Here is a 20,297-nt window from a genome sequence, read left to right as displayed (position 1 = left end):
TGCTTGAAAGCAATGCCGTTATATGACAATCATAAGGGTAACGCACATCGTCTCGTCGGGAAGCTCCGAAAGATTCGTTGTGTATTTTGCAAAATTATGATTATTCGGAAAACTTCCAATCAAACCAAAACTATAGGAACTAGACGCGTAATTATACACTCCCTTGCGCGGGTCGGATTTCGCTGATTCCCTCACCGGATGGGCCGAAGCGATCTTAAGCTGCAAAGCCGCGAGGAGCTGATTGAGCTGATGCTGCGCCTGCAGCGCCCGGAGAAGACCTAACGCACCTCGTCGAAGCCGCCCGTGACGGACCTCAAGGAGCGGCGCGAGCAGGCCAAACCAGGCGGAGCGAAGCCTAGCCACAAGGGCTATAGGCGAGTGATGAGCAAGGATCCCGATGCCCTCGTCGAGCATCGCGCGGATCGCTGCCGTTGCTGCGGCGGACTGCACGGGGACCTTCCCGCCGAGGTCGTCAGCCTCTCCGAACGGATCGAGCTGCCCGGAGTCGCACCGGTCGTCACCCAGCATCAACGGCTGGCGATCCAGTGTCCGACCTGCGGGACGCGGGTCGTAGCGCCAGTGCCGGAGGCGGCGCGGAGCACACCGTTCGGCTCACGGCTGCATGCGATGGCAACGTATCTGAAGACCTTCCAGGCGCTGTCCTACGACCGGCTGCAGGCGGCGCTGTCCGACCTGTTCGGTTTGAGGTTCAGCCAAGGCGGCCTAATGAACCTGCTCCGTCGGGCGCAAGCGCGCTTCCGCTCCGGTCGCGACGAGGCCGCCTCGACGCTGCGCCAAGCCACGGTGGGCGCTTCACACTAGAACGGCGTGCGCCTTAAGGGCAGCAACGCCTACCACTGGGTATTCCATTCGGCCCAAGCCATGGTGCAGACGGCCTCCCCGACGTGGGGCGCTATCGTGGTGCGGGAGATGATGGGCGGGCATCGGCCGGCGTTTTGGATCTCGGATCCGCTACACCGCTCAGCAGGTCCACGCCGCCGCGCACCAGATCTGCCTTGCCCATCTCGCCCGCGATGTCACCTACTCCGTCGAGACCAGCGATGATGCGGTGCCCTGGCGTCTCCAGCTCTGGTCACAATCCGTGTTCGCCCTGGCTGAGCACGTCATCGACTTCGCGATCTCGACCCTGGCGGCCAAGCGTCGGACCTTGAATCGGCACCATTCTGGCCACACGAAGTAGCTGCGACTTAACCCGCGATCTGCAAGCCAAGATCGGCCGGGCTCGCCATTAGCTCCTCATCTTCCTTGCCTATCCCGGCGCGGTCGAACCGACCGACAACGGTTCAGAGAGGCTGCTGCGCCCATCTGTCATCCAGCGAAAGGTCACGAACGGCTACCGTGCGATGTGGGCGGCCGAGGGCGAAGCTGACATCCGCACCGTCGTCGATACCGCGCGCCTCCACGGCAGCAGTCCCTTCGGCACCATCCTCAAAACCATCGGCGCCTGAACCCAGCGGTCACAGGGGTCGGTAATTAACTAGACGCAGTCAAAAAATTTATAAATGATACTAAGCGGATAATTAATCGCATTTAATATCCAAAAGACGCTTTTTGGAATTTTTCTGCTGAAGAAGAACTCAGTCAAGAGTAAGTTGCTTGATTATAAGACTTACCTGAAAACTAATCAGCAGCACCTCGCCCGGTTTCAATTTCCACAAATTCAGGTCATACTTGAGTAAAAAATTATCTTTTGCGCAGGCAACGACTTTCTATGAAATCTAGGTGAACTGCGGAAGGGCTTGCAGCGATCCGCCGCAGCGCCTGATATCGGAGGCTGAGTATAGGGCCAAGTCGTGAGGCGGACGACTCCCTTTGATTCATTGGAATACTTCTTCTCGGTAGCTGAATTTAACCAGAACGTTTCGAAGTCATCAGGACCTCGAGCTTCACCAGCGGCGCGCCATTCTCGGATGGCCGGTGATATCGCTCGTCAGGATCGAACAACTCCTGCTACCCCATCTGAGCCGCCCGCCAACACGGATAGCATCAGAAAATTGCAGCATCATCTCATACGGAAGGAATATTTTAAGGTGTCCGCTCAAGCCGGTGGCGCATTGGGTCAAGTGGCTCTACAGAAATAGGATGACGAAAAGCACGATAAACGATCTTTATGAGTCTCGAGCAATCAGCGACGCAAGAGTAGCGCTCGCCGCAACAGTAGCAGTTTTCGAGCCAGCATGGGTCGCGCTTCTGTTTAACAGCGGACATTCGAGTGATCTTCACAGTATAATGGTGAATTGCGAATTAACCAGTGGGATTACGAGTAGCAATACAGCGATAAATGTTGAGAGGCAGGCCGCGGCACGGGCTGCAATCTTACAGGCACAACCGTCTAAACGTTGACTCCGAACAGAAGCTAATGTCAGTTATGACATCTCTTTGGCATTTGCGACGATGCGGAGGGCGTTGCTTAGGATGCCAGGCTTGAGCGGTCTGTAGGTTGGATTGGACAGCGCGGGATCGACTTCGATGCGCTGGTGCAGGGCCATCCGGGTGACAGCCCCTTCAACATGCGCTGGCGGCGAACATTATAGGCCGCGTTGAAACCGCGCCGAACGACCTCCAGGTTGCGGTAGCTGTAGATCATGATGCCCGCCACCTCCCGTGTCACCTGGCCGTTGAAGCGTTCGACCATGCCGTTGGTCTTCGGGGTGTAGGGGCGCGTTTTGCGGTGTTGTACGCCGTGCCGCGCGCATGCGGCCTGGAAGGCATCGGCGGTGAAGCAAGAGCCGCGGTCGGTGGGCACGTGGGTGACCCGGAAGGGGAAGGCGTCGAAGGCGTCCGTGAGGATGGCGACGGCCGAGGTGGAGGTCTCGTCGTGCTGACGGCGAGGTGGATGTGGCGGGAGGCGTGGTAGATCGTGGCGTAGAGGTAGCGCTGAAGGGTGGAGCCGTCACGATCGCGCAGATTGGACAGGTGCTTCACGTCGATATGGACGAAGCCGACCACGTAGTCCCTGAAGGTGTTATGCAACTTGCGGGCCTGCTCAGACGGCGGCAGCCGGTTGAGACCCTCCGCCTTGAGGATGCGATAGACGGTGTCCCGGTTCGGATGCGTCAAGAGATGGCTGATGACGAAGGTTAGCGCGTTGAGGGAAAAGCCAGCGCTGCGGCGGAGCGCGCATACGATGGAGCAGTACTCATCGCTGGCGCGCCAGGGCAAGCTCATGCAGTCGCGCCGAGCGATCCTCGCAAGCATCAGGGCAGCGCTTGCGCCATTTGCGGATGGTCTCGGCAGAGACACCATAGCGCCGGGCCAGAACGCTAGAGCCTTCGGAGGATCGAGCGATCTCGGCGCACACGACCAGAGTGGTACGGGCGTTGGGATGAATGGCGAGCATCAGCGGGCCCTCCTGGTGGCGGCACGGCGGCGCACGCCCTCAAACCGCCATGCTTGAGCTTTGATTGCCTAATGCGCCATATTACAACAACGTGCCGCAACCAAACAGCTAGGGCCGAGACACGATCCCTCATCCCGGTTGGTGTGAAAGACGCTTGGATGCTATCCAGCTAAGCGCATTAACAAACTGCTCCCCTGAGCCTCCTCACCCAAGCACGTTAGATTGCGGCCTATCGAGCACTCAGTCATAAACTTGCTGGCCAAATTTCTCTCATTTAGATAGTAAAAATCAATCAATGCATAATAGAATAGCATTAATTACAGGAGTAACCGGACAAGATGGAGCCTATCTGTGCCAGTTATTATTGAACAAAGGTTACGTAGTACATGGTGTCGTGCGGCGCTCCAGTCATGCCGGGGTGTTCGACCACCGGCTGAAGTGGCTTGGGATCAACGATGATGTGATTTTGCACGACGGTAATCTTCTCGATCTGTCAAGCCTCGCCCGCATAGTGCAGGAGGTAAGGCCAGACGAGGTCTATAATCTCGCCGCGCAATCCTTCGTCACCGCCTCGTGGCAGCAGCCGCTCCTGACGGGGCAGATCACCGGTCTCGGCGCCGTCAACCTGCTCGAATGCGTGCGCACCCTGAAGCCGGATGCGCGCTACTATCAGGCCTCGTCGTCGGAGATGTTCGGGCTGATCCAGGAGCAGGTGCAGAGCGAGTCGACCCCGTTCTACCCGCGCTCGCCCTACGGCGTGGCCAAGCTCTACGCGCACTGGATGACGATCAACTACCGCGAGAGCTTCAAGCTGCATGCCTCGAACGGGATCCTTTTCAACCACGAATCGCCGCTGCGCGGCGTCGAGTTCGTCACCCGCAAGGTCACCGACGGGGTCGCGCGGATCAAGCTCGGACTGGCGAAGGAATTACGGCTCGGCAACATCGACGCCAAGCGCGACTGGGGTCACGCCAAAGACTACACCCGGGCGATGTGGATGATGCTGCAGCAGGACAAGCCGGATGACTTCGTCATCGCCACCGGCCGCACCACCACGGTGCGCGACATGTGCGAGATCGCCTTCCGCCACGTCGGCCTCGTGTCGCAGGACCACCTGATCATCGACGAGAAGCTATTTCGGCCAGCCGAGGTCGAGGTGCTGCTCGGCAACCCGGCCAAGGCCGAGGCTGCGTTCGGCTGGAAAGCCGAGATCTCGCTCGAGACGATGATCCAGGAGATGGTCGAGGCCGACCTCAAGCGTCTCGGCAGTAAGTCATAACTGGCGGATCAACGTGAAGCGCATTCTCGTCACTGGCGCTGCCGGCTTTGTCGGTCGGCACGCGCTTGCTGCCCTCTCTGCAGCAGTCGGCCCCAACGACCAGATTATTGGTATTGGGCGCCACAACATAGGCCCAATGCTGAATGGCGCAATATTTCGACAGATTGACCTTCTCGATGCGATAGCGCTTTCAAATTTCTTTTGCGAGTATCGCCCAACTGATGTTCTACATCTAGCGGCAATAGCCTCGGTTCAACAATCGGTCAATGCGCCGATTGATACGTGGCGCGTAAATCTTCAGGGGCTCTTAAACCTCGCCGAGTCAGCAGCCCAGTATGCGGCCGGTTCAAATTTCTTCTTTGTCAGCTCCGGCGAAGTCTATGGTTATTCATTCCTGGCTAGCCATCCTTTGTCAGAAGATGTTGAGCCAAAACCGCTTGGCGCCTACGCCCGTTCGAAATGGTTTGGCGAGCTAATTCTACGCGACGTACTACCGCGTGCTGAAATTAAACTTGTGATTCTTAGACCGTTTAATCATATCGGCCCAGGCCAAGACGAGCGTTTTGTCGTGCCTTCCTTCTCCAGTCAGATCGCGCGGATCGAGGCTGGTTGCGTGCCCCCTATACTTGAGGTCGGTAACCTCATGGCAAAACGGGATTTTTTGCCAATTGGCGACGTGGTGCGGGCTTACGTGGCGCTGATCGCAAACGCTCAGAGTATCAAGACCGGTACAGTGTACAACATCGCGTCGGGGCATCCGCGCAGTATCGCGGATATCTTAACTGATCTGCGTCGGCAATCGATGGTACCATTTGATATACGGATCGTTGATGAACGAATGCGGCCGGCGGAGATCGCAGTCGCTGCGGGTGACTCTGGGCGGATCATGGCAGCGATTGATTGGGCGCCGACTGAAGACTGGGATACGGCAATTTCCGATATACTCGCTGAGGCGCGGGCAAAGGTTCGATCCGAGCTGCATATCTAGCCAATTAACTCTCGTGCATCGAGCGGACCAGGCAGATGAGTAATTTCGCGTACCACATTCTGCCTGTGATCCTGTGTGGCGGCTCAGGGACGCGGCTGTGGCCGGCATCGCGCGAGAGCATGCCGAAACAGTTCGCACGGCTTGTCGATGAGGCGGGATCGACTTTCCAAGCTACTGTCAAGCGCGTGGCTGACGCAGCGATTTTCGCGCGACCTGCCGTGATTGCGGCGGCCGAGTCGCGCTTCATCGTCGCCGAGCAGCTCGCCCGGGCCGGCATCTCAGGCGACATTATCTTGGAGCCGGCAGGGCGCGACTCCGCTGCAGCTGTGGCGGTCGCTGCCCTGCACGCCGCCCGGCAGGGTCCCGAAACAGTGGTGCTGATCATGGCCGCCGACCACGTCATCGGCGATACCGCCGCCTTCGGTGCCTCCGTCCACGCAGCCGCAGCTGGCGCGCGAGCGGGCTATACGATGACGCTCGGTGTCGAGCCAACGCGACGGGCCACCGATTACGGCTACATTCGTCGCGGCCGGGCGCTGCCGGAGGCGGACGGAGCCTTCGCGGTGGAGCGCTTTGTCGAGAAGCCGGATGCGGACGGGGCGGAAGCGCTGATCGCGGAGGGCGCCCTGTGGAACTCGGGTTACTTCCTGTTCCGCGCCGACCTTATGCTCGCCGAGTTGGAGGCGCACGCCCCCGAGGTGTTGGCTGCCGCCCGCGCTGCACTCGAATTCGCTAACACCGATCTCGACTTCGTGCGCCTCGACGCGAAGGCCTTCGCCAAGGCGCCCAAGATCTCGATGACTACGCGGTGATGGAGCGCACGCAGAGGGCCGGCGTGCTGCCGGTGTCGTTCCCGTGGTCGAATGTTGGGACCTGGGACGCGGTCTGGCAGGTGCTGCCGCGCGACGAGTCCGGCAACGCCGTGCGCGGCCGAGTTGAATTGCTGGAGACGCGAAACAGCCTCGTCCACAGCGAGGGCGAGGGGCTGACTACCGTGGTCGGCCTGGAGGACGTGGTGGTGGTCGCGACCGCGGATGCAGTGCTCGTGACCTCGAAGGCCAAGTCCGGCTGGGTGAAGGATCTGGTCGGCCTCCTGCGGGCCAAAGCCCATCCGGAGGCCGATGCGCACCGTCGGATGTACCGCCCCTGGGGCTGGTACCAGCGCATCGACATCGGCGAGCGCTTCCAAGTGAAGCGGATCATGGTGACGCCGGGCGGGCGGTTGTCGTTGCAGAAGCACTTCCACCGCGCCGAGCACTGGGTGGTAGTGCGCGGCACCGCCGAAGTGACGCTGGACGATCGGATCGTCCTCGTCCACGAGAACGAAGCGGTGTACCTGCCGATCGGTTCGATGCACCGCCTCACGAACCCCGGCAAGATCCCACTTGAACTGATCGAGGTCCAGGTCGGCAGCTACACCGGCGAGGACGACATCATCCGCGTCGAGGACATTTACGGACGGTGAAAGCACCATCTAGCTAATGGTGCGAGTCTTAGCTCGACTTTGGCCAATTTGACGGGCGGTTGAGGGGCGGGTTACGAAGCGGACATGACGGGTAGGTTCTGGTCGTCCTGACCAAGAGACACCTGATGCCTGATCTGCCCGCCCGCTTCGCCGAACTCATCCTGATGTTCGCGCCGCTGTTCGTCCGTCGCTTGTAGCGGCACGCTCAGGTTCTGCTGATCGGCGCGATCCTCACCCCCGGTGGGCGCACGGTAACCAGCGTCCTGGGATCATGGGCCGTGCGCATGAGCGACGGTTCGTGAACGTCCACCGCATCCTCAACCGGGCAGCGTGGTGTCCGCGCACTGGTAGTCGCATCCTGCTCGGTATCTTGGTCAACGTGTTCGCGCAACGCGGCCCCGTGGTCCTGGGACTGGACGACACGATCGAGCGCCGCCGCGGCAAGCGGATCACGGCCAAGGACATCTCCCAAGATCCGGTGCGCTCCTCCGACAGCAATTTCGTCAAGGCGAGCGGGCTGCGCTGGATGAGCCTAATGCTGCTCGCCCCAATCCCTTGGGCGGGGCGCGTCTGGACGCTCCCGTTCCTGACCGCACTGGTGCCGTCCGAGCGTGCCTGTCGCGAACAAGGCCGTCGGCACAAGCCGTTGCTCGACGTCGGACTCAACTCGCCCTCTAGGCCCGCCGCTGGCTACCGGGCGCGACCTCGTGCTGGTCGGTGATGGCGGCTTCTCGGCCCTGCTGTTCCTCAACGCGATGCGCCGCGCCCGCATAACAGCGATCACCCGCCTACGGCTCGACGCAGCCCTCTATGATCCGGCTCCGATGCGGCTGCCGACCACGATCGGCCGCCCGAGGACCAAAGGCGCACGGCTGCCGACGCTCGCCGCAACCTTCGCGTCCAAGGACACGCGTTGGCATGCGGTTGTGGTGCCGGGCTGGTACGGAGTAGGCGAGTGCATGATCGAGATCGCCTCGGGCACCGCGGTGTGGCGGCACGGCGGCCTCCCTGTCGTACCGATCCGCTGGGTGCTCATCCGCGATCCCGAGGCGCGCTTCCCGCCCCAGGCCCTACTCTGTATCGAACCGACGCGCGAGCCCGCGCAGATCGTAGGATGGTTCGTGCAGCGTTGGAACGTCGAGGTCACGTTCCAGGAAGTGCGCGCCCATCTCGGCGTCGAGACGCAGCGGCAGTGGTCTGATACAGCGATTGCCCGCACCACCCCCTGCCTGCTCGCCCTGTTCTCGATCGTCACGCTGCTGGCTGCACGGCTCCCGGCCCGCCAAAGGCGACGCATCGCGGCCGCTGCGTGTTACCCAAAACCGCGCCCAACCTTCGCCGATGCGCTCGCCGCCGTGCGCTGTGCGATCTGGCGCGAGAGGACTCTGGCAACATCACCGTGCCGACGCGCCCGAACAAAACACCCCTTCCGATTGCCTGCTCCCTGGCTCTATGCGCTTTGCCACGTCGCATGAATGGCCAAAGTCGAGCTAAGTGTCTCTCACAAAACGCCCGCTGCGCCGTTCTGGCTGGAGGGAAAACGCAAGCGAATCGGGAGTTTTGCAAGGTGCACTTAGTCTCCTCCCCCTCATGGATACAGTCATGCGCTTTTTGATCCTGCTTCTCATGGCATTGCTGTCGTTTACCAGCGCGCCCGCTAGCGCGCAGGTCAACGTTCCACTTCCAGACTGTACCGTATTCTCGGGCTTCCCGCTCAATCTCGTCCTCGGGACGCAGATCTGGAGCAGTTCTGTGATGCTCGCCAGCGATAGCCCACGCTGCTCAAACCAAAAGATGATGGCGGCGACGAACACGCTGTTGGGAATGTGCGGCGCGGCCGGCGGCATCGCGACGCTCGGGCCCGATGGTTCGCTTTTAGCCGAGCAGAATCGAGCGCTTTTGAGAGTCGTTGCAAACCAGCGCGGCGCCCCAAGCGGCATCGCGACCCTAGACGCCACCAGGCGTGTACCGAACGAACAGATGCCTGTTTCGCCGGCCTTCACGAACGCTTATGCGGATCCGAACGTCACGAGCGGCACGATACGCGGACAGCTCGGTCCGTGGGATCGTTCAATGGAATTGAGCGGTCACGGCAACCCATCAAGCGCCGCTATCGTCGGCACGATCACGGTGCCGGCCGGAACCTACAAGGGCGTGGCATCATGGCCAGATGCGGCCATTGCGGCCTACGGGATTAATTACAGCGTGCCCGACGCAAGCGGCGCGCATAGTAAGTCCCTTACTCCGTTCTATAGCCTAGGCGGCATTGGAGCGTCTGGTTCCTTCACGGAGGGAGCTAACTTCTCGACCGTCAACTGCGCGCTGTTCGCGGCTTCTTGTGACGGGTCCAAAGGCCTCAACTTCTCGTTTATGACGACGATGGAGGCCGATACCAACCTCTACGCTAGGGCGGACGGACAGCCGCTCACGGGCGATGCGAAGGGGTTCCAGTCCCTACTTCATGCCACGGCGTCTACCTCGGGTGCCCTCAACGCTTTCGAGTGTACCTCCGCCAACGCGATCCCATGGAAGGCGTGCTACGCCACCAACACCGGTGGAGGACTTGTAGGACTGTCGCTAGCAGCGACCAGTGCGGCGGCAAGTTCCAACTCGCAGGCGATCAACCTAACCGGCCTGAACAGTTATGGTGCACCAGTCCTCGCGCAGATCTTCGAGGATAGTGCCGGCAATCTCAATCTCATCAACAAAACTAGCGGTAGCACCCTTGGCATCAATGCCGCCTATCCGCAACTTCAGCACAGTATGGAGATCGCTGGTCCTAGCGGAGTGAAATTCGTTAACACCTCGACTGCGCCGGGGGCTTCCGAAAATCTGATCGTCCAATCCGGTGCAGCCTCTGCATCGTTTCAGGTTCCGTCTACCGGCGGTCTCAACATCACCGCGGTGATGGCCGGTAACGTCTCGGTGTCTCCAGGCGGGACCGGTGTCTTCTCAGTAAGTTCAGACATCCGCACATCCAGTTTTTTCGTCTCCCCATCATCGACACCAGCAAGCTCCACGGCGGCCTGCACGGTCGGCGCTCAAACGTGGGACGCCAACTACGAGTACCGCTGCGTAGCAAAGAACACTTGGAAGCGCATTGCCCTGACTGCTTGGTAGGCGCTTTTTTTGCAACGAATTTATGACTTTTACATATGAACAACACTCTTACAGCCCTTACGCTCCTCTGCGCGTTGGCATCTCCAGGCATGGCTGCACACTGTCTTTCGACCTGCGTGCCGGTGATGGTCGAGATGATCCCCGTAAACATCTGCGCTGGGCCTTCCCGGGCGAACCCCTAACGTTCCTGCTCCGTTCCTGTAATTGGAATGCTGGTGTTATTGACAGGGCGCTGATCAATCAGGTTTGCCTTTCGGTCCGGCCCGTCTGCCCGGCGCGGCTGTGCGATAAAGCATTTTCGGTTTAATTTGGTTCGTATCCTACGGCTGCGAAGAAGTTGGCGCACTCGGTTGGCGTGACGGTCTAGAGGATCCGTCCGATGGCCGACCATAGTCCTTCGACCGTGCGCCCACCTGCTTTGCGCAGCAGCGCTTTGAGCATGGAGAAGGCCATCTCGATCGGGTTGAAGTTCGGCGAGTAGGGCGGCAGGAACAACAGTCGCGCGCCGGCTGCCTCGATCGCCGCGCGCACGGCTGGTCCCTTGTGGCTGCCGAGGTTGTCCATGACGACGACGTCGCCGGGGTCGAGTTCAGGCGCGAGCACACGCGAGACGTAAGTCTGGAAGGCGTCGCCGTTGATCGGTCCGTCGAGCACGAACGGCGCGGCGATCCCGGACAGGCGCATGCCTGCGACGAAGGTCGTGGTCTTCCAGTGGCCGTGCGATACGGGAGAGCGCAACCGCTCTCCTCGCGGGGCGCGCCCGCGGGCGCGGGCCATGTGAGTCGAGGTCCAAGTCTCGTCAAGGAAGACGAGGCGGGCAAGGTCGAGGTCGGGCTGGCCCTCGAACCACGCTTCGCGAGCGGCCTTAACGTCCGGGCGGTTCTGCTCCGTGGCGTGGGCTGTCTTTTTTTGTAGGTCAGACCGCGCGCGTCGAGAAAGGCCCACAGGATGCCAAGTCCGACCGTAAGGTCGCGCTCGTCCTTCAGGCGAACCCGCATCTCCTCCGGGGTCATGTCGTCCCGCTCGGTAATCAGGTCCTGCAGAAATGCCTCGTGCAGATCGAGCTTGGAGCGGCGAGCCCGCCCCTGCGGACGAGCCGCCACCGTCCCGGTCTTCGTCAGTGTGGCCATCCAACGGATCGCCGTGGCCACGCCGACCCCGAAACGCGCAGCCGCCTGTTGACGCGACGTCGTTCCAGTCGCGTCAACCACACGTTCGCGTAGGTCCTAGTTGTAGGGTTGGCCCATGCCTCGTTCCTCATCGGAAACGCGCAGTGAATCAGCCCCACACCATCGCGTGAACCCCACACACCCGACTCAGCTTCGACCAAAAACGCTCTAGAGCGGCATCCGATCAGGTTGGATCATAAGCGTCGTATCCTGCGGCGGCGATGTATCTCCGGCATTCGTCTGGTTTGAAGGCAGCGAATGCGTTTCGGATGGCGTCCCAGAGGTCGGCAACGGTGCGCTTTGCAACCGATCGGAGCATGGCCTTGAGCTTGGCGAAGGCCATCTCGATCGGGTTGAGATCGGGGCTGTAGGGCGGCAGGTAGAGGAGCCGGGCACCGGCGGCCTCTACGGCCTCGCGCACGCCTTTGACCTTGTGGGCCGGGAGGTTGTCGAGGATGACGGTGTCGCCCTGCCGCAGCGCCGGGGACAGCGTTTCGACGACGTAGGCACGGAAGCCTTCGCCGTTCGTGGCCCCGTCGAGGAGCGCGGTCGCGATGAGACCGCTGGAGCGCAGGGCGGCGGTGACGGTGGTGGTCTTCCAGTGTCCGAACGGCGCGCCGACCCGGCAACGATCGCTGCGCGGGGCGCGTCCGTAGCGGCGGACCATGCTGGTATTGGCCGCGGTCTCATCCAGGAACACGAGGGCGTCCGGGTCTAGGTCGAGCTGCCCCTCGAACCATGCCTCGCGGTCGGCTTTCACGTCTTCCCGATCCTGCTCGGTCGCATGGCCGGTGTTTTTTCTCGTAATTCCGTGACGCTTGAAGAAGCGCGACAGGCTGCTCCTCCCGACCCGCAGGCCGCGCTCCGCCAGCTTCTCCTGTAGCTCCGTCAGGAAGATCTCGGGCTTGGCCTCGTAGATCGAAACGATCATGTCGGCCTGCGCTTCGATCGTCTGCGAGCGCTGATCCCCGCCCATCGGCTTGGGGGCGATCCGCCCTTCTTGCCCAAAGCTCTCATACCAGCGGATCGCGCTGGTCGGGCTCACGCCGAACCGCTTGGCCGCCTGACGGCGCGACGCGCCTTCCTCGACGGCGGCCAGGACACGCGCGCGCAGATCGACGGATAGAGCTGATGCCATGCGGCTCTCCTGCGAAAGCCGCGCAGGGAATCACATCAAACCCCGACCGGTAAACCCTAATGATTCAGCCCGGTCAGATGCCGCTCTAGCGGCTGTTATGAACTGGCTGCCAGTCGAGCGGCTTGTTTGAGCATGAGGCAGACGAAGGTGACGATGTGGAGATCCGCGAGCGTGCTGGGATAGCGCTCGTAGTCCTTGACGAGGCGGCGGAAGCGGGTCGCCCAGGCGAAGGAGCGCTCCACCACCCAGCGCCGCGGCAGCAGGACGAAGCCGCGCTTGGCCTCGGGCAGTCTGACGACCTCCAGTGCGATGCCGTGCTGGCGCGCAGCCTTAGCCGGCCTTTCCCCGGTGTAGCCCTGATCGACATAGGCTAGGTCGACGTGATCGCCGGTGGCGGCCTGCACGGCCTCGGCTAGACGCCCGACCTGGGCGCGGTCGTCGGCGTCGGCGGGCGTGACGTGCAGCGCCAGGAGGTGGCCGAGCGTGTCGAAGGCCAGGTGGACCTTCGAGCCGCATTTGCGCTTGGCGCCATCGTATCCGGCCCGCTCGCCGCTCTCGGGCGTCGAACGCAGGGTTCAGCTGTCGAGGATCGCTGCGCTGGGCTCTGAACGACGCCCGGAGGCTAGGCGCAGCAAGGCGCGGAGGTCGTCGGCCAGTTGCTCGAAGCAGCCGGCCGCCAGCCAGCGCTGGGCCTGCGGGTCAACGGCTTCCCAGGGCGGGAGGTCGTTGGGCATCCAGCGCCAGGGTACCCCTGTCTTCACGACGTAGCGCAGGCCATTGAACACTTCGCGCAAGCTATTGCTCGCGCTGCCCCGCATCCTCGCGCAGCAGGGTCCGATAAAGGGCGACCAGCGCCCACTCATCGTCGGAGACGTCAGATGGGTAGGCTCTGCGCGAAGGGGGCATGCCCCCTTCATCTGGAATCCCCAAGCCACCGGTCCATAACAGCCTCTAGTGCGACGCGATGCTGCTGTTCGCAATGCATCCCGGCATCGGCTCGCTCGTCGAGACATTTAAATTTTGCCGCAATGGCTGATTTGGGTTCAACTCGACGTCCCTCCAATGCGCAATGCTTTACAACTGCCTCATCCACATTGCAGCCTAAAATGACCTGCCCGATCAATAAATCCGTAAAGGATTTGTTTTATATCAAGCTCAAATTCCACCGTTCTTGTCTATTACATATAAGCACCACCCCATAAAATTGCGGTCCATTGCATCTTTTAATGGTATAACCTCGCGTCTGTCATCGCTTTTTACAGGATAAATAAAAGTCTCGACAGCAGGATTGAAAGATTTTATTCCATCGATATACATTTGTACATCGCTGAGTTCCATCCCGATTTCCATCGTTCCATATTTTTGCATGACGCTCTGCGATATGGCATTCATTTCGTGCGCGCCGCCTGGTTCTACTAAGACAACACGGCCGATATTTTTCAGGACGCGCTCAAATGCACGCATTGCTTTTGGGCGATCGGGAATATGATGAAAAGCATCAAATCCTAATATGGCGTCGAAAACACCATCCGCAAATGGAAGATTTTCTGCGTCTGCAATGATGAGGTGCGGCTGATTCAAGCCCATACGACGCCGCCCGACATCTAAATATGTACGGTTTATTTCAAGGCCCACGGCATGCACGCCCATTTTCATAAACCATTCAGTAGTCCATGAATATCCTGAACCAGAGTCCAGTACATACGATCCAACGTTAATATTTAATGATGGAATACAGTTTGAAAAACCTCGGATAAACTCAGCAGAGTGATGGAATTCATAAGGATTAAATGGTGAAAGCAACCCAGGGCCAGTAAAAGACCCCAAATCGTCTACCTTATTGAGGAGAGTTATTTCCGAGTTTTTATAGTTGTCACCTGCCTTGACCGAGGTATCTGCCCAGCCAATTGAGTAATCCATGAGGTTTTTAACGCTGTCATCGACTTTTTTTAGTCTTTCATGAATAAGTGCCTTGTCTCGCGACCAATTTCGCAGAGAGTCTGGAAGTATCTCTGGAATACCCTCAATTATTGGGTACCAACGTCCACAATTTGGCGCAAGAAGAACGCCTTCCCAGATCACCGATTGCATATTTCGGTCGGCATTTCCTGCTGGAGCGGCAGCTGCAGCAATAGCTCTACCAAGATCAGTTGTTGGTACGAATTCTTTTGGCAATGGCCCCACAACATCACCAATGCTCCCTACGCGCTGTGCAGTTTCAATGTATGGCGGAGGAATAGGTTGATCTTTCTCTTCGGCGCCAATAACAACTAACTGCTCACCAGAAATCGGGCACGCCAGCAGATCGATGAAAGAGTGTCGCATTTGAACTCATCTTTATCTAGAAGTACCAACTTGAGCACGCATTCTATCTGGCGTAAAGCGCCAATCAGACTAGATCAACTTATGCCATTTTTGGACCCGAATCGGAACTAGTTACTTGTATCAACGTTTTGTCAACATCAAAAATGTCACTTTCCGTGAATCGGCGCGCTTTTGAAACGCCAGCTGAGCAACCTGCAGCCGTCAGCTTCAATCGGCTGCGACGTGGCTTTGATATGGGATCTTACGGTCGCCGGCCACGAGCAGCTCGCACTTTGTTCGATCGCGATTTTGCCGCCGTCAATCACAGCATGAGGCTGACCAGCGGCAGTGCCGTCGTCGCCACGGCGATTTTGATCCAGTAGCCATTCTCGAACGGCGACCAGCATCTCGGGGCGAGGCGCCTTCGAGATTTAATATAGTGCATTGACGCAGACAGATGGTTCATAGCGTCGAAGATGGCAGCGGCGGGTTTGGCCCAGACAAAGGGTCAGGGTCTTTGGTTGTGCTCGACCATGTAGCGTTTGAAGGCCGACGAGGCCGGTGAAGGTCCCGCGTTGCAACCGGCGGCGTGTGAGGGCGGAGAAGAATCCTTCGACTGTGTTAAGCCATGAGGCCGATGTCGGAATGGAGTGATAAGTCCATCGCGGATTGCGGGCGAGCCAAGCGCGGACCTTCGGGTGCTTGTGGCTCCCGTAGTTGTCGAGCACCACGTAGATCACCTTGCCCGCGGGCACGGCGATCTCGACCGCGTTCAGGAAGCGGATGAACTCGTCATGGCGATGGCACTGCATGCAGCGACCGAGCTTGGAGCCTTCGAAGACGTTCAAGGCAGCGAACAAGGTCGTAGTGCCGTGACGTCTTCGATCAGCGCCGGCATCGCGGGTGCGTAGGCCGTGAGGCGTAGAGCTTGAAGAGATGCGACAGCGACGGCATGGACGGCAGAGGGGCTTGGCCGCGGGCAACTGGTATATCTCGTGCAAAGGCCGGCCATCTCACATTTCGGGCGCTTTTCTTCGGGACACCGATCTGCAAACCGGCCGGAGGCCTCATGTCCACCAATTCCGCTAGCTCTCCCAAGGCTTCCATACGAAGCCAAATGGAATCCTACCTGCATGTTATGCATGCACTGATATTGCGCGACATGCGCACGCGCTTCGGTGGATCGCATTGGGGTTATGCTGTTGTTGTATTGTGGCCTGTTATCCACGTTTTTATGCTTGTTGTTATTTACGTCACGCGTGGCGTTCCCGCACCCATTGGTGACAGCCGCGCTTTATTTTTCGCCAGCGGGGCGGTTCCTGCATTAGCGTTTCAGTACATTTCGCGCGAAGTCATGAAGGCGGTGCTGACAAATAAGCCGCTGACTTACTATCCTCAAGTCAAACTTTTCGACGTCATATTTTCAAGAATTTTGGTTGAAATAGTGACCGGCTTTCTGGGCCTGCTAAGTGTCACGGCAATTCTGATTTGCTGCGGCATTGATCCGATACCCGCAGATCCATTTACGGCCATATGCGGTTACATGGCGGCCGTTCTGTTGGGTATTGGTGTGGGAACGATCAATGTTAGTATCATAGCGTTTTTTCCAGCTTGGATAATGGGGTACATGTTGTTTGTCATCGTACTTTATATTACGAGCGGCGTAATGTTCTTGCCTAATTTTCTTCCTGATCAGATATACGCTGTGCTAAAATTCAATCCGGTGGTTCAAATAATTGAATGGGTACGTCTCGGTTATTACCCAGATCTACATGTCGGAGTTGATTATATTTACACATTGCTTTTTGGTGGGGTCTGCCTTGTGATTGGGCTGCTTCTGGAAAAAAACGTAATCAGAAGAATAACATAACTAATTTAGTCGTTCGACACCTAGTTCTGGTTGTTGGATATGAGCGGGATGCCATCTTGACGGATCACTCAAGTGAGCTACAATGCAAGATCAGATTGATGCCTGAGGTACGCGTACTCGGTCCTGGCATTAGTGGCCATTGGCTCTTCGGGCTGCTGCAGCCCCTGGATCTTTGCCACCCTCAGGGACTTTGATGCCGCACCGTTCCGCGATGCGGAGAGCGCCGTATACAATCCTTTCATCTAGTCGATGAGGCTCGCCTTCGAGTCCCAGAAGGTGATCGAGCTTCGGCTCGTGCGGCTGGCTTAGGGTGGACGTGAAGGCACCACCGAGATGCAGTCGATGGTGGTAGAAAAGACCCGGGCGAGCATCGAGGCCGCGGGCACGCTGAGGATGGGCGGCTCGCCCGAGATCGTCATCGCGCGGTACCGCGAAGATGTCGCGGCCAACATGAAGCGGCTGTCGGCTGCTTGAGGCCCGACACCTTTCGTTAACCACCTGTCACCACCGTGCTCGCGTCCAGCCAGCAAGTGCCGTCGTGAACCGAACGTATCCGATTAGCGCCGATGATCCCGCGGCTGACTGCCCGGTAGGCATAGAAGTGCTGGGACGCCTGATCGCTTCGGAAGCTGAAACGCTGCCCAGCCTGTTGGAAGGTATGCCCGAGGCCACCCGCGCCCGGCTGGCTGTCTACCTCTACGGCCGCAGCCACACCCACGAGCTCGGCATCCGCATCGCGGCGACCTGCGAAAGGCGTGCTCTTAAACAAGCGCCGGGCGTCGTTGGGGATGCGCTCCACGACCTGTCGCGCAAACCCTTCGCTGCGGCGTCGTTCGGTTTGCGCTCGGTCTAGTCGAAAGGGATCAGCCTTGGCGGGTCGCTTCGGGTCGGTGCGCGGTCTTAGGGCCCTCCCGGCGGGCACGGCCACAATAAGGCGCCTACGCTGCACATTTGCGCAACCCTAAGGCGCGTAGGTTTCAATCAAAAAGCCTCGCAAACAGTGAAGCCGCGGGGCTGTCCCACTCTGCAGATTTACGCGCCTCGGATCATTTTCATAAACAGCAGAACTGCATGACTGCGCTCTCAGACCCCGTTTCATAATGGGATGAACAGCTTAGCTTTTGGGTGAACGACGGGCGCCGTGGGTTGGTCAGCCCCCATTGAAGTGGTCCGCCCTTTGGTATGGCTTTTGAGCCTGGAGGACGGACAAGATGGCAAAGCACCCGAAGCCCGAGGAGATTGTTGCCAAGCTGCGGCATGCGGATGTGCTGATCACACAGGGCCAGAGCGTGGCCGATGCAATCCGCGCGCTCGGCGTGAGTTCAGTGACATACTACCGGTGGCGGCGTCAGTTTGGCGGACTGAAATCAGATCAGGTTCGACGGATGAAGAGTCTTGAGACCGAGAATGCTCGGCTTCGAAAAGCTATCGCCGATTTGACGCTGGACAAGCTGATCTTGCAGGAGGCGTCCCGGGGAAGACGTCTCGAGCCCTGCGCGCCGACGCGCCTGTGTCGAGCACATCCAGCTGACGATGAACATCTCCGAGCGCCGCGCCTGTCGGGCGCTCGGTCAGCATCGCTCGACACAGCGCAAAAGTACGGACGCTATGGCTACCGCAAGATCAGCGCATTGCTGAAGGCGGCCGGATGGTCGGTCAACGACAAGCGCGTCGAGCACATTTGGCGGCGTGAGGGTCTGAAGATCCCAGCTAAGCAGCCCAAGCGGGGGGCGGATCTGGGACAACGACGGCTCCTGCGTCCGTCTTCGCCCGGAACACCGCAATCACGTGTGGTCGTACGACTTCGTCGAGGCGCGCACGCATGATGGACGCAAGATCCGGATGCTCAACGTGGTCGATGAACCGAAGGACCGCGCAGCGAGTTCACGCACGAATGCCTGGCGATCCGAGTCGCCCGTAAGCTGAAAGCAACCGACGTCATCGACGTGCTCTCGGATTTGTTCATCCTGCGTGGCGTACCTGGCCATGTCCGTTCGGATAACGGCCCGGAGTTCGTTGCGAAGATCGTACAAGCTTGGATCACCGGCGTCGGAGCAAAGACGGCCTACATCACGCCAGGCTCACCGTGGGAGAATGGCTACGTCGAAAGCTTCAACGCGCGTCTGCGTGACGAACTCCTGAATGGCGAGATCTTCTACACACTCAAGGAGGCGCAGATCGTGATCGAAAGCTGGCGACGTCACTACAACGGCGTACGCCCACATGCATCGCTGGGATACCGGCCGCCGGCCCCGGAGGTGTTCGTGCCAGCCTTCTCCGCTTGGCCGGCTGCGCTCGCCCAAGCAGCTCCGCCGGCCAAGCTACTCGTGGCGGAGCGGCCCACCGTGCACTAACTTTACCCCTGGATCACCTCGTGGGGGCCGATCAGTTTGGCCCGGCCCGGCCCCGCGGGATCGGGTGGAAGGGAGCCGGGGTCTGCGCGATGGTCTCGCAGTCGCGGCAGGAGAAGCGCTCGCGCACGTGCTGGATCACCACCCAGCGCGCCGGGATCCGCTCCAGGGTCTCGGTGACGTCCTCGCCGAGAGGGCGCAGGCGCGCGCCGCCACAGCAGGTGCAGGTCGTCGGGCCGGGATAGAGGATGCACTCGCGCGGCAGATGCTCGGGTAAGGGCCTACGAGCCGGCTTGTGCCGGGAGGAGGTCTGGGTGGTATGCGGCTCGGGCTCAGCCACTTGTGCCTCCGTCTCGGCGAGCGTCTCCTCCAGATCCTCCAGCGTCAGTTCGAGCTGGTCGATCCGGGCGCTGCGTTCCGAGGAGGCCCCGAAGCGCTCCCGTCGTAGCCGGGCGACCTCTAGCTTCAGCCGTTCGACCGCGATCTCGGACACGAGCCGCGCCGCCCGCTCGGCCAGGATCATGGCGTGGGCGGCAGCAAGATCGGTGGGAAGCGGTGGCGGCTCGGGCGCGTTCGACACGCTCACAGAAGAGCATATTGCTCAGCCTTTGTAACGCGTTATCCTCATCCGACCACACTTGGACGCCAGCTCTCCTGCGGCATCCGCCAGTCGATGCCCGAGAGCAGGTAGCCAAGCTGCGCCGTCGAGATCGTCACGGCTCCGTCCGCCGCGGCCGGCCACAGGAAACGACCCCGGTCGAGCCGCTTGGTGTAGAGGCACGCGCCCTGGCCATCGTGCCAGATCACCTTGATCAGGTCGCCGCGCCGGCCGCGGAACACGAACAGGTGCCCGGAGTGGGGATCGCGTTGCAGCGTCTCCTGGACGATCATCCCCAAGCTGGAAAAGCCCTTGCGCATGTCGGTGTGGCCGGTCGCCAGCCAGACCCGCACTTTGGCCGGCAGCGGGATCATCGGCCCTCCAGGGCATCGAGCACCCGACGCAGAGCTCCGGCGTCGACGTCCCGGTCGACCGTGAGACGCCGACCGCCGCCAAGATCGATCTCGATGACGCCGCTCTTGCGACGAGGCCGGCGCGGCGGCGCTGGAGCACGCGGATCATCCGACTGCGCAGCGGGAACACGAAGTGACGGCTCCGGGGCGATCGCGACGGGTACGAGGACCGGGGCCTGCGCGTCCCCGCCCAAACGGCCCTCCCGCGCCTGACGCCGCCAAGTGAACAGCAGGCCTTGGG

General features: G+C 60.0%; 11 protein-coding genes and 10 pseudogenes. 11 read left to right on the top strand and 10 right to left on the bottom strand.

What is annotated here, in order from left to right; all coding sequences use genetic code 11:
* Positions 1-198: 198 nt before the first annotated feature.
* Positions 199-1,469 (top strand): annotated as a pseudogene (locus FV227_RS18255) (IS66 family transposase).
* Between the two features lie 918 nt (positions 1,470-2,387).
* Here the strand turns inward: FV227_RS18255 and FV227_RS18250 are convergent.
* A pseudogene (locus FV227_RS18250) lies at positions 2,388-3,361 on the bottom strand (DDE-type integrase/transposase/recombinase).
* Positions 3,362-3,656: 295 nt separating this feature from the next.
* On the opposite strand from FV227_RS18250, the gene gmd reads away from it, so the two are divergent.
* The 6 genes and pseudogenes from gmd (at position 3,657) to FV227_RS18225 (ending at position 10,213) form a co-directional block, all read left to right on the top strand.
* A complete protein-coding gene (gene gmd / locus FV227_RS18245; RefSeq protein WP_147859611.1) occupies positions 3,657-4,640 on the top strand; it encodes a GDP-mannose 4,6-dehydratase in 984 nt (327 codons plus the stop codon).
* Between the two features lie 13 nt (positions 4,641-4,653).
* Entirely contained in the window at positions 4,654-5,628 is a 975-nt protein-coding gene (locus tag FV227_RS18240; protein WP_147859610.1) for an NAD-dependent epimerase/dehydratase family protein, read from the top strand.
* A gap of 35 nt (positions 5,629-5,663) precedes the next feature.
* Positions 5,664-7,093: pseudogene (locus tag FV227_RS18235) on the top strand (mannose-1-phosphate guanylyltransferase/mannose-6-phosphate isomerase).
* 298 nt (positions 7,094-7,391) lie between these two features.
* On the top strand, positions 7,392-7,814 hold the full coding sequence (locus tag FV227_RS29950; protein ID WP_246686645.1) for a transposase: 423 nt from the start codon (positions 7,392-7,394) through the stop codon (positions 7,812-7,814).
* Positions 7,801-8,568: a hypothetical protein gene (locus FV227_RS29945; protein ID WP_246686646.1), complete on the top strand. Its 768-nt coding sequence runs from the start codon at positions 7,801-7,803 to the stop codon at positions 8,566-8,568. The genes FV227_RS29950 and FV227_RS29945 overlap by 14 nt, the downstream gene beginning before the upstream one ends.
* A gap of 127 nt (positions 8,569-8,695) precedes the next feature.
* Positions 8,696-10,213: a hypothetical protein gene (locus FV227_RS18225; RefSeq protein ID WP_147859609.1), complete on the top strand. Its 1,518-nt coding sequence runs from the start codon at positions 8,696-8,698 to the stop codon at positions 10,211-10,213.
* A gap of 363 nt (positions 10,214-10,576) precedes the next feature.
* Here the strand turns inward: FV227_RS18225 and FV227_RS18220 are convergent.
* From FV227_RS18220 to FV227_RS18200, 6 genes and pseudogenes are all read right to left on the bottom strand, one after another.
* Positions 10,577-11,424: pseudogene (locus tag FV227_RS18220) on the bottom strand (IS630 family transposase).
* Between the two features lie 142 nt (positions 11,425-11,566).
* The gene (locus FV227_RS18215; protein WP_147859608.1) at positions 11,567-12,520 is read right to left on the bottom strand and encodes an IS630 family transposase; all 954 of its coding nucleotides are present in this window, start codon (positions 12,518-12,520) and stop codon (positions 11,567-11,569) included.
* Positions 12,521-12,615: 95 nt separating this feature from the next.
* Positions 12,616-13,426: pseudogene (locus FV227_RS18210) on the bottom strand (IS5 family transposase).
* A 249-nt stretch (positions 13,427-13,675) separates the two neighbouring features.
* Entirely contained in the window at positions 13,676-14,845 is a 1,170-nt protein-coding gene (locus FV227_RS18205; RefSeq protein ID WP_147859607.1) for a methyltransferase domain-containing protein, read from the bottom strand.
* A gap of 146 nt (positions 14,846-14,991) precedes the next feature.
* Complete coding sequence (locus FV227_RS29135) at positions 14,992-15,231, bottom strand: hypothetical protein (RefSeq protein ID WP_187274866.1); 240 nt, start codon at positions 15,229-15,231, stop codon at positions 14,992-14,994.
* 104 nt (positions 15,232-15,335) lie between these two features.
* A pseudogene (locus FV227_RS18200) lies at positions 15,336-15,711 on the bottom strand (transposase); the annotation flags it as partial.
* 182 nt (positions 15,712-15,893) lie between these two features.
* Here FV227_RS18200 and FV227_RS18195 point away from each other — a divergent pair.
* The 4 genes and pseudogenes from FV227_RS18195 (at position 15,894) to FV227_RS18180 (ending at position 19,048) form a co-directional block, all read left to right on the top strand.
* A complete protein-coding gene (locus FV227_RS18195; protein ID WP_147859606.1) occupies positions 15,894-16,694 on the top strand; it encodes an ABC transporter permease in 801 nt (266 codons plus the stop codon).
* A gap of 249 nt (positions 16,695-16,943) precedes the next feature.
* A pseudogene (locus tag FV227_RS18190) lies at positions 16,944-17,168 on the top strand (hypothetical protein).
* A 127-nt stretch (positions 17,169-17,295) separates the two neighbouring features.
* A complete protein-coding gene (locus FV227_RS18185) occupies positions 17,296-17,547 on the top strand; it encodes a hypothetical protein (RefSeq protein WP_246686575.1) in 252 nt (83 codons plus the stop codon).
* Positions 17,548-17,905: 358 nt separating this feature from the next.
* A pseudogene (locus FV227_RS18180) lies at positions 17,906-19,048 on the top strand (IS3 family transposase).
* Positions 19,049-19,097: 49 nt separating this feature from the next.
* On the opposite strand, the pseudogene FV227_RS18175 reads toward FV227_RS18180, so the two are convergent.
* From FV227_RS18175 to FV227_RS29525, 3 genes and pseudogenes are all read right to left on the bottom strand, one after another.
* Positions 19,098-19,514: pseudogene (locus tag FV227_RS18175) on the bottom strand (IS66 family transposase zinc-finger binding domain-containing protein); the annotation flags it as partial.
* A gap of 155 nt (positions 19,515-19,669) precedes the next feature.
* A complete protein-coding gene (tnpB, locus tag FV227_RS18170; protein ID WP_147859604.1) occupies positions 19,670-20,017 on the bottom strand; it encodes an IS66 family insertion sequence element accessory protein TnpB in 348 nt (115 codons plus the stop codon).
* Positions 20,014-20,297 (bottom strand): annotated as a pseudogene (locus FV227_RS29525) (hypothetical protein); the annotation flags it as partial. The gene tnpB and the pseudogene FV227_RS29525, both read right to left, overlap by 4 nt.

Origin of the sequence: Methylobacterium sp. WL119 (assembly GCF_008039875.1) — a bacterium.
GTDB lineage: Bacteria > Pseudomonadota > Alphaproteobacteria > Rhizobiales > Beijerinckiaceae > Methylobacterium.
Note: the sequence above shows the minus strand (reverse complement) of the source record. Positions and strands in the feature narration are given on the sequence as shown.

What these genes read in the sequence shown, in the direction of transcription:
- FV227_RS18215 (WP_147859608.1), bottom strand. Translation starts at nt 12,520, where the DNA reads ATGGCATCAGCTCTATCCGTCGATCTGCGCGCGCGTGTCCTGGCCGCC.
- FV227_RS18225 (WP_147859609.1), top strand. Translation starts at nt 8,696, where the DNA reads ATGCGCTTTTTGATCCTGCTTCTCATGGCATTGCTGTCGTTTACCAGC.
- FV227_RS18195 (WP_147859606.1), top strand. Translation starts at nt 15,894, where the DNA reads ATGTCCACCAATTCCGCTAGCTCTCCCAAGGCTTCCATACGAAGCCAA.
- FV227_RS18205 (WP_147859607.1), bottom strand. Translation starts at nt 14,845, where the DNA reads ATGCGACACTCTTTCATCGATCTGCTGGCGTGCCCGATTTCTGGTGAG.
- gmd (WP_147859611.1), top strand. Translation starts at nt 3,657, where the DNA reads ATGCATAATAGAATAGCATTAATTACAGGAGTAACCGGACAAGATGGA.
- tnpB (WP_147859604.1), bottom strand. Translation starts at nt 20,017, where the DNA reads ATGATCCCGCTGCCGGCCAAAGTGCGGGTCTGGCTGGCGACCGGCCAC.
- FV227_RS29135 (WP_187274866.1), bottom strand. Translation starts at nt 15,231, where the DNA reads ATGCTGGTCGCCGTTCGAGAATGGCTACTGGATCAAAATCGCCGTGGC.